Origin of the sequence: Streptomyces sp. NPDC047515 (assembly GCF_040643055.1) — a bacterium.
Taxonomy (GTDB): domain Bacteria; phylum Actinomycetota; class Actinomycetes; order Streptomycetales; family Streptomycetaceae; genus Streptomyces.
Genome location: NZ_JBEYTM010000140.1, coordinates 1 through 3736, shown reverse-complemented (window position 1 = coordinate 3736; position 3736 = coordinate 1). Strand labels below are relative to the sequence as shown.

Annotated in this window: 4 protein-coding genes and 2 pseudogenes; 5 read left to right on the top strand and 1 reads right to left on the bottom strand. The window is 67.6% G+C overall.

Features of this window, described 5'->3' with window-relative positions; all coding sequences use genetic code 11:
• Nucleotides 1-100: 100 nt before the first annotated feature.
• The 3 genes and pseudogenes from ABZ826_RS39020 to ABZ826_RS39010 form a co-directional block, all read left to right on the top strand.
• Nucleotides 101-232 (top strand): annotated as a pseudogene (locus ABZ826_RS39020) (integrase core domain-containing protein); the annotation flags it as partial.
• 281 nt (nt 233-513) lie between these two features.
• Nucleotides 514-1248, top strand: coding sequence for a hypothetical protein (locus tag ABZ826_RS39015; RefSeq protein WP_361459298.1), 735 nt, complete (start codon nt 514-516; stop codon nt 1246-1248).
• A gap of 214 nt (nt 1249-1462) precedes the next feature.
• Nucleotides 1463-2005, top strand: a complete 543-nt coding sequence (locus ABZ826_RS39010) for a hypothetical protein (RefSeq protein WP_361459296.1) — start codon at nt 1463-1465, stop codon at nt 2003-2005.
• 452 nt (nt 2006-2457) lie between these two features.
• On the opposite strand, the gene ABZ826_RS39005 is transcribed toward ABZ826_RS39010, so the two are convergent.
• The gene (locus ABZ826_RS39005; protein ID WP_361459294.1) at nt 2458-2715 is read right to left on the bottom strand and encodes a hypothetical protein; all 258 of its coding nucleotides are present in this window, start codon (nt 2713-2715) and stop codon (nt 2458-2460) included.
• A gap of 149 nt (nt 2716-2864) precedes the next feature.
• On the opposite strand from ABZ826_RS39005, the gene ABZ826_RS39000 reads away from it, so the two are divergent.
• Both ABZ826_RS39000 and ABZ826_RS38995 read left to right on the top strand, forming a co-directional pair.
• The gene (locus ABZ826_RS39000) at nt 2865-3374 is read left to right on the top strand and encodes a GNAT family N-acetyltransferase (RefSeq protein ID WP_361459300.1); all 510 of its coding nucleotides are present in this window, start codon (nt 2865-2867) and stop codon (nt 3372-3374) included.
• 144 nt (nt 3375-3518) lie between these two features.
• Nucleotides 3519-3736, top strand: a pseudogene (locus ABZ826_RS38995) (hypothetical protein); the annotation flags it as partial.

The window sequence follows — 3736 nt, the reverse complement described above, 5'->3', positions numbered from 1 at the left end:
GGTCTCTGCCTGGGCGACATCGCCTCGACCACCCGGCGAATCCGCAGGTCAACACCCCTTGCAAGCGCCCGGAATCGCTTAACTACGCGGCATTGCGGTCTTCCCCGACCGGTTCGGCTCGCTCGCCGATGCCCGCGCCTTCTGCCAGCAGTTCTTCACCTACTACAACACCGTCCACCGACACTCCGGCATCGGCCTGCACACCCCCGCCTCCGTCCACGACGGCACCGCCACCACGATCCGGGCCCGGCGGGCCGACATCCTGGCCGACGCCTACACAGCCAACCCACACCGATTCCGACGACAGCCGACACCACCCCGCCTCCCGAAGGCGGCATGGATCAACCAACCCTCCACGGAGGAGCACCAGGAACAACCCGCAGCCTGACGTGTCTCATCGGAATTGACAGGCACCGCTGCGCCCGCGCGAGCGATGCCGGGCAGCAGTCCATCGAGCACCTCCACGCCCTGCTCCTCGCCACCTCCGCCCGGGAGCCCGAGATCAGGCGGGCCATGGCGAAGGTTCGTATCGACCCCACCCTCGGCACGAGCTTCGAGCGCTACGCGAGCTGGTTCCGGCAGGTGCACGCGGTGGAATGGCAGGCGATGCGGACGTACGACATCGGCCGAACCCGCGCCCTCTTCGACCGGCTCGCTGCCAACGGCACCCGCGTCGTACCGACGCTCACTGTCCACCATTCCCTGGAGCGCACCAACGAACTCCCGACCAGTGGACCCGAGTTCAAGTACTTGCCCGACTGGATGACCGACTACTGGCCCACCATCTGGTCCGCCCTGACCGCCGGTCGCACCGCGCAGGACACCGCCCGCATCCACCAGATCTATGAGCACCGGCTGCGCCTCGTCGCCGAACTTCACCGGGCCGGCATGCAGTTGCTCGCGGGCACCGACACCGGCACCGGCTACGCGGTCCCCGGCTTCTCCCTCCACCACGAGCTGGAGCTGCTTGCCGAGGCCGGAATGCCCACCCGGGACGTCCTCCACGCCGCGACCACCGCGCCCGCCCGGATGCTCGGCCTGCCTGCCGACCGCGCCGACCTGCTGGTTCTGGACGCGGACCCGCGCACCGACATCCGTCATACGCGACGGATCGACTCCGTCCTGGTCGCGGGCCGCTATCTGGACCGTGCTGAGCGCCAGCGTCTGCTGGCCGACGTGGCGCGCGCCGCCGCCGCAAGCAAGCCCTCGGCCACGGGTGCCCCGGCCCCCCGCATCTGCGTCCACTGACCGCCCGGCGGGCGACCTTTTCGAGAAGATCGCCCGCCGGCACCGGCTCGGTGGTTCGCCGGGCAGATCGAGCACCGGGTCGACGAGCCCGGCTGTGTCGGAGGGGCTGGGAACCTCGACCTCGATTGGGTGATCGACGGGTGGACCCACGCCGCCGAAGCGCTTGAGACCGCAAAGTACCGCATTGAGTCCGGCCGGATCTCCACGCAGGTTCGTGTGTTCTCCCGGACTGGCTCGAAACGCGGGCCGCCGCTCGGCCGCTGCGAAGACCCTGGCCGAGGACCCCGCGACCGGACAGCGGCGCGATCTCGGCCGCGAGGAGGATCACGCCTCCTGGGCCTTCGCCATCGTCGAGGTCCTGCGGGCCACCGGCATCCGCGTCGAGGAACTCACCGAACCTTCCCACCACAGCCTGATCCAATACCGGCTGCCGACCACTGGCGAGCTCATCCCGCTGTTGCAGCTCATCCCGTCAAGGACGGACATTGAGAGGCTGCTGGGTGTCAGCCCCGAGCTCGCCGACGTGCTCTCCACGATTATCTGCCGAATCCGGGACACGAACGGGGAAGTCCCTCGGGTTCCCGCCTACGACCACTACGAACGCACCTGGCTGCCGCCCTCGCCCCTGCTGTTCCAGCGGCACCGGGGCGGGGAGAACCGGGCGATCAGCTCCGGCGCCATCCGGAAGCTGCTGACAACCGCGCTCGCGGACACCGGGCTGACCGACTCGGTCACCGGCGGCCCTCTGCATAGTTAGGCAAGGAACACACCACCCATCTCCAAGCCCTGAACGTCCGCTGCCACGTCATCGCAGCGGCCAACTTCCTCGAGTGGCTGGCCGGCAATGGCCTGACGCTCAGCGACTGCACCCAGCCTGACCTGGAGCGATGGACCTCAGACGCCGACGCCAGCTACCGGGACGAGACCGGCCACTTCGTCCGCTGGTCGGTACAGCACCGGCACGCCCGCGGCCTGACCTACGGCACTACCCGCTGGACGGGCCCCTTCAGCACCATCGACAGCCAGAAACGCTGGTCAGATGCCCGACGGCTCCTCCACGACGACGCCCTGCCCACCCCGGACCGCGTCGCCGGACTCCTGCTGGTCCTCTACGCGCAGAAGGTCCCCATCATCAGCCAGCTCACTGTCGACGACGTCCACCTCGACAACAACACCGTCGCGATCACGTTCGGCACCTCGCCGGTCGTCCTACCCGAGCCGCTGGCCGCACTCGTCCGCGAACTCATCGCGACCCGCCGAGGCAAAGCCGAGATCGGAACCCCCGACGACGTCCCCTGGCTGTTTCCCGGCGGCCGCCCCGGACACCCCCTCGGCGACGACCGGATCGGCCAGCGTCTCCACAAGATCGGGATCCGGCTTCGGCAGGACCGCTCCACCGCGCTGTTCACCCTCGCCGCCGAACTGCCCGCCGCCATCCTCGCCCGGGTACTCGGCGTCCACATCCAAGTCGCCGTCCAGTGGCAGGAAGCATCAGCTGGCGACTGGGCCGCTTACGCAGCCGACGTCAGCACCCGCCAGCCATGACGTCTTTATCCACAGCCTCCCGGAATAATCGCGGGAGAAGCATGAAATCAGTAGACAAGGAAGCAACACGGATGCTGCTACGTGATGTTGAGTACGGCGACGTCGACGCCTACGTTCGGATGCGATGCGACCCGGCCATGATGGTCGAGCTTGGCGGCCCGTTGCCTCGCGAGGGCATGGAGTCGAAGGTCCGACGTGATGTCCAACGAGCGGCGGCGGGCACGGACTGGACAAAAATGATCGTGCCCGATGAAGCCGAGCCGGGACTGGTCGCGGGAACCGTGACCTTGTGGCCTCACAACACCGATGCCGAGCGCATGTCCGAGATCGGCTGGATGGTACTCCCGGAGTTCCAGGGACGAGGGCTTGCCAAGCAGGGTGTCCGCCTGCTGCTTGAGCTGGCTCGCGACGACGGCCGGTGGGGGCTCATACATGCATTTCCGGCCACACAGAACGCTCCGTCAAACGGTATCTGCCGCTCCCTCGGTTTCAGGTTCTTGGGCGAGCAGGACGTGCCCTTCGCCGGTCGAGCCCTACGAACCAACCACTGGGCCCTCGACCCTCGCACTGATATGACCTGAGTCAGGTCCGGCACACCGGGGACTTATACGAAGCGCGTCGAAAGCAGAGGCATCCGGACGGTTCCAATACCCGACTCCACCATCAGCGGTCTATCCGGACGAGGCTGTCCAGGCCCACCTGGCCTTCCTCGCCGGCAGGCGAGCATGCGGCCCAGCGACGAGTACCGCGTCCCCACCGACGAGGAGTGGACCGAGTTCCTCGGCCACTTCGAGCGCCGCAAGGTCTCCACCGGAACCTGCGGACGCTCGTTCGGCACTTCGTGCATCCACGAACACGCCTGCTTCTCTGAACTTCTACTCGATCTTGGTTGTCAGCATGAAAATGGACTGCCGACGGTCTCGCGCTGTGCGACGATCGGCTG

Bases quoted from the DNA above. Each gene is read 5' to 3' on its own strand.
- ABZ826_RS39000 (WP_361459300.1), top strand. From the start codon at position 2,865: ATGCTGCTACGTGATGTTGAGTACGGCGACGTCGACGCCTACGTTCGG.
- ABZ826_RS39015 (WP_361459298.1), top strand. From the start codon at position 514: ATGGCGAAGGTTCGTATCGACCCCACCCTCGGCACGAGCTTCGAGCGC.